The 4,502-nt window shown below is 71.6% G+C and carries 3 protein-coding genes and 2 pseudogenes; 1 reads left to right on the forward strand and 4 read right to left on the reverse strand.

Annotated features, from left to right (window positions below):
* The 4 genes and pseudogenes from G6021_RS08795 to G6021_RS08810 form a co-directional block, all read right to left on the reverse strand.
* Positions 1 to 806 (reverse strand): annotated as a pseudogene (locus G6021_RS08795) (biotin-dependent carboxyltransferase family protein); the annotation flags it as partial.
* A gap of 63 nt (positions 807 to 869) precedes the next feature.
* A complete protein-coding gene (locus tag G6021_RS08800; RefSeq protein WP_182616629.1) occupies positions 870 to 1,568 on the reverse strand; it encodes an urea amidolyase associated protein UAAP2 in 699 nt (232 codons plus the stop codon).
* 12 nt (positions 1,569 to 1,580) lie between these two features.
* A complete protein-coding gene (locus G6021_RS08805) occupies positions 1,581 to 2,474 on the reverse strand; it encodes an urea amidolyase associated protein UAAP1 (RefSeq protein ID WP_182641087.1) in 894 nt (297 codons plus the stop codon).
* Between the two features lie 6 nt (positions 2,475 to 2,480).
* Positions 2,481 to 4,019, reverse strand: coding sequence for an amino acid permease (locus tag G6021_RS08810; protein ID WP_182641088.1), 1,539 nt, complete (start codon positions 4,017 to 4,019; stop codon positions 2,481 to 2,483).
* Between the two features lie 185 nt (positions 4,020 to 4,204).
* Between G6021_RS08810 and G6021_RS16930 the strand changes: the two are divergent.
* Positions 4,205 to 4,502: pseudogene (locus tag G6021_RS16930) on the forward strand (hypothetical protein); the annotation flags it as partial.

Raw genomic sequence — 4,502 nt, forward strand, 5'->3', positions numbered from 1 at the left:
TGGCTCGGGCCGTCCGGGCCGAGCAGGATCGGGGTGTCCCCGGTGAAGTCCAGGGCCCCCACCGAGTAGGCGTTGTCGTGCAGGTTGGACGGGTGCAGGCCGGCCTCCCCGCCGTCGGGCCTCGCCCACTTCGGTCGTGGTCCCTCGAGCCGGACCCCGGTGCGGTCCGAGTTGAAGTGCACGGTGTAGCTGGCCCCGTAGAGCTCGTCCATCCCCGCGCGGGTGAGGAACTCCGGGGCGCCGTGCGGCCCCTCGGCCACGGCGATGTGCCAGTGGTGCCCGATGGCCGGGACCTCGTCGGCGAGGATCCGGCGCGGCACGCCCGGCCCGGGTTCACCGACGGCGAGGGCGTCCCCCGCCGCCAGGTTGCGCCCCTCGTGCCCACCGAACCGTCCGAGGGTGAAGGTCGACGACGACCCGAGGTACTGCTCCACCTCGATCCCGCCCCCGACCGCCACGTACACGCGCATGCCCGGCCCGTCGAGCACCGGGACGTCGAGCACGGATCCCGCCTCCAGGTGGACCGGCTTCCACTGGGCCACCGGGCGGCCGTCCACCGTGGGCCGCACGTGCGCCCCGCCCACGCAGACCGTGACCGGGGCGTCCGGTCGGATCGACAGTCCACCCCGAGTGCACTCCAGACCGGCGGCGCCCTCCGGGTTGCCCACGGCGATGTTGACCAGGCGGAGCGAGTAGTCGTCCATCGCCCCGGACGGCGGGACGCCCACGCCCCAGTACCCGATGCGGCCGGGCCAGTCCTGGACGGTGGTGATGCGTCCCGGGTTGAGGATCTCGAGGCGGGTCATGGCGGCTTCTCCTGTGGTGGCGGGTGCGCGGGTGGTGGGTGCGCGGGGTGGGGGGCGCCGGGCTCAGGCGGTGACGATCATCCGCACCGGCGTCGGGTCGAAGCCGTTGCACGGGTTGTTGATCTGCGGGCAGTTGGAGACCAGGACGATCACGTCGCGGTCGGCGCGCACCGCCAGGCGCTTGCCGGGCGCGGACAGCCCGTCGACGATGCCGAGGGTGCCGTCGGCGTCCACGGGCACGTTCATGAAGAAGTTGACGTTGGGGACCAGGTCCCGTTTGCCCAGTCCGTGCCGGGCGCCCTCCCGGAGGAAGTTCTCCACGCAGGCGTGCTGATGCCGGGTGTGGTGGCCGTACCGCAGGGTGTTGGACTCCTGCGAGCACGCTCCCCCGAGGGTGTCGTGGTTGCCCACCTCGTCGGCCGTGATCGTCACGAGGGGCTCGCCGGCGTCGTCGCGCAGGACACTTCCCTCGGTCAGGAAGATCGATCCCTGGGCGGCGACGGTCGCCGGGGCGCTGTAGCGACGGGTGGGGTCGTGCGCGTCGTAGAACAGGGTGTCGACGGCCTGGTTGCCCTCGAGGTCCACGATGGTCAGGGTCTGGCCCGCGTGCAGGACGTGGGACCAGGCGGCTCTGGCGGCGACGGTCTCGTCGGCGACAACGGCCCCGTCCGTGAGAGCGAGGTCTGCGGCGGGAAGGTCTGCGGCGGCGCCGGTCCGGGGGTCTGTGGTCGGAGGCTCGGTGGTGACGGTCGTCGGTGTCATGGCGGATTCTCCTCAGGCGATCGGGGTGGAGGCGCGGTGGGCGGCCTCGGAGTTGGCGACGGCACGGCGGTACTCGAGGTCCTCCCCGACGCCGGGGAGGGCTCCCTCGCGGAGTGCGTCGAGGTCCTGCGGAGCGCTCCACGCCAGGAACTCCACGGTCCCGGCGTGGTACCGCTCCGACGGATCGAGCGGATGGTCGGCGACCGCGACGGCCACCACGACGGGCAGGTGCAGGACCAGGTCGACGGTCGCCCCCGCCCCGGCGTTCCCGGTGGAGACGAGCGCCCCGTCGTCGTCGACGCGGACGCCGTGGAAGAACGACACGGTGTGGGGGAGATCCCGCTCACCCAGTCCGTGTTTGAGGGCGGCCAGCAGCAACAACTCCCGTCCGGCCGGTGACCCGGATTCCGGCGCCCCGGCCCCGTAGCGGGCGACGTTGCCGGCCAGGGTCGAGGCACCGCACAGCGCGTCGTGGTGGCCGGAGGTGTCCGCGACGATCGTCGCGAGTACGCGCCCCTGGTCGGAGAGCAGCGGATGACCGGTCCCGAGGTAGGCCTGCCACGGGACCTTGACCGTGTCCGCGGTGTTGAGGCGTTCCCAGGGGGCGTCGGCACGCCACATCATGAGCGAGGCGCAGGCCGTGCCGTCCCGGTCGGTCAGTCGGATGCGCGTGCCCCGCGCCAGGGTGACCGCGGTGTAGCGACCCCCGGGGACGGACTCCGCCCACGTCAGGCGGTCGGCCGGCACGTCCGCCGGCGGGTGGGGCCAGTCGGTGGCGGGGACGACCGGCATGGAGTCGGTGATCGCGCCGGCCTGGGCGCGGGCGTGGTCGCGGGCACCCGAGGTGGTGGACGTGCTCGCGGTGGTGCCGGGTGTCGTGATGCCGGGTTCGGTGGTGCTGGTCATCTCAGGTCACTCTCCGATCGTGACGGGCTTGGGATGGGTCTTGCCGCGGGGGAAGCACAAGATGCCGAGCCCCACCACGGCGAGGACGGTCAGGACGCCGGCCCATCGCATCCACGGGGTCTCGCCCGAGGGGTCGAAGATCTCGGCCCGCGGCCAGGCGAGGTTGACCGTCATGAGCAGTCCGTACCCCACGGCCATGACGTTCACGGGGATTCCCCAGCGGCCCAGCGAGAACAGCGGCTTGCCCTCGGCGTCGGTGAGCCGGGGGCCGTTGGGCCACCCCTTGAGCCGACGCAGGAGCAGCGGCGCGGTCACGCAGAGGTAGGCGAGATAGATGAGGATGATGCACACCGAGGCGAGGGTGGCGAAGATGGCGGCGTTGCCCATGTTGACCAGCAGGATCGCGATGCATGACAGACCGATGAGCACGGCCGGGGCGATCGGGGTGCCGGTGCGGGGGTTGACGCGTGACAGGGTCGCGGAGAAGGGCAGGCGCCCGTCGCGGGCCATCGAGAACATCAACCGGGTGGCCGCGGTCTGGATGGCGAGGGTGCAGATGAAGATGGCCACGACGACCACCACGAGGAGCACCTTGCCCCAGAAGTTCCCGAGCACGGAGTTGAGGACGTACGGCAGGCCCTCGGTGGCCAGCCGGCCGTCGGTGAGGCTGGGCGCGGCCATGAGCGCGGCGAGGATCATGAGCCCACCGCCGAACGCCGAGACGGTCAGTGCCATCCGGATGGTGCGGGGGGCGACCCGGCGCGGGTTGACGGTCTCCTCGGCGAGCTCGCCGGCCGAGCCGAATCCCACCATCACGTAGGCGGCCATGAGTCCGGAGACGACCCAGGCCCAGATGTATCCGGGCTGATCCCCCATGCCGGCGGTGTCGAAGACGACCTGCGGCCCGCGGACGGCGTGCGTCAGCAGCGCGAGGATCACCGCGACGACGCCGACGATCTCGCAGGTCACACCGATGTTGTTGACGTAGGCCATCCACCTGATGCCGAGCGAGTTGATCGTGGTGGTGATGACGAGGAGCACCGATCCGAGCAGGACCGCGTTCGCCGCTCCGGAGGGCGAGGTGAGGGCCGGGTCGTCGCCGACGAACTGGAAGCCGGACCAGATGCTGGGCAGCACGACCTGCAGCGCGATGGCCGCGGCCGAGGCGGTGACGATCTGGGCGAGGATCATGAACCAGCCGCCGAACCACCCGACGACCTCGCCGCCCATCCGCCGGGACCACTGGTAGATCGCTCCCGAGATGGGGTACCGGGCCGCGAGCTCCGCGAAGCACAACGCGACCAGGAACTGGCCGGCGAACACGATCGGCCAGGTCCAGAAGAAGGCCGGGCCGCCGAACCCGTACCCGAGGCCGAACAGCTGGAAGATGGTCGTGAGGATCGAGACGAACGAGAACCCGGCGGCGAACGAGGCGAACGTGCCGAGGCTGCGGTGGAGTTGTTGGTCGTAGCCGAGATCGGCGAGGTCGTCGTGATCACCCCGACGTTCGGGGGCCGGGGTGGTGAGTCCGGAGGGGTCACTCATGTCCGGCACTCCTCTCGGGGCGGGGGTCTGTGAACCCGGGTGGCGCCAGGAGCAGTTCCTGTCTGCCGATAGTTTTCCCACCGCGTGTGACCCTCGGGTTGCCTGATGTTTCGATCCGATTAACACGCCCTCACGCCGTCGTTCCCCGCTCGCCGGGCCGCCCGACCGCGTGGTCGAATGCCCTCATGGCGCCTTCCCGTGATCCCCACGACGAGCGCGCGCGGGCCTGGTCCGACGGGTTGCGGCGTGAGCTGGCGGCGCGTCTCGGACCGGCGGTGGCACACGCGGTGTGGGTCACCGGATCGGTGGGCCGGGGGGAGGCAGTCCCGGGTAGCGACCTGGAATCCCTCGCCGTCGTCTGTGACCCCGGTGACCCTGGTGACCCTGGTGACCCCGACGACCGTGCGGTACGCCGCGCCGTCGCCTCCACCGACCTCTCCCGCGCACCGTGGTTCGCCGAGACCTCCCCCGCCTCGGCCGCCG

This window comes from Dietzia sp. CW19 (genome assembly GCF_014145265.1).
Classification (GTDB): Bacteria; Actinomycetota; Actinomycetes; order Mycobacteriales; family Mycobacteriaceae; genus Dietzia; species Dietzia natronolimnaea.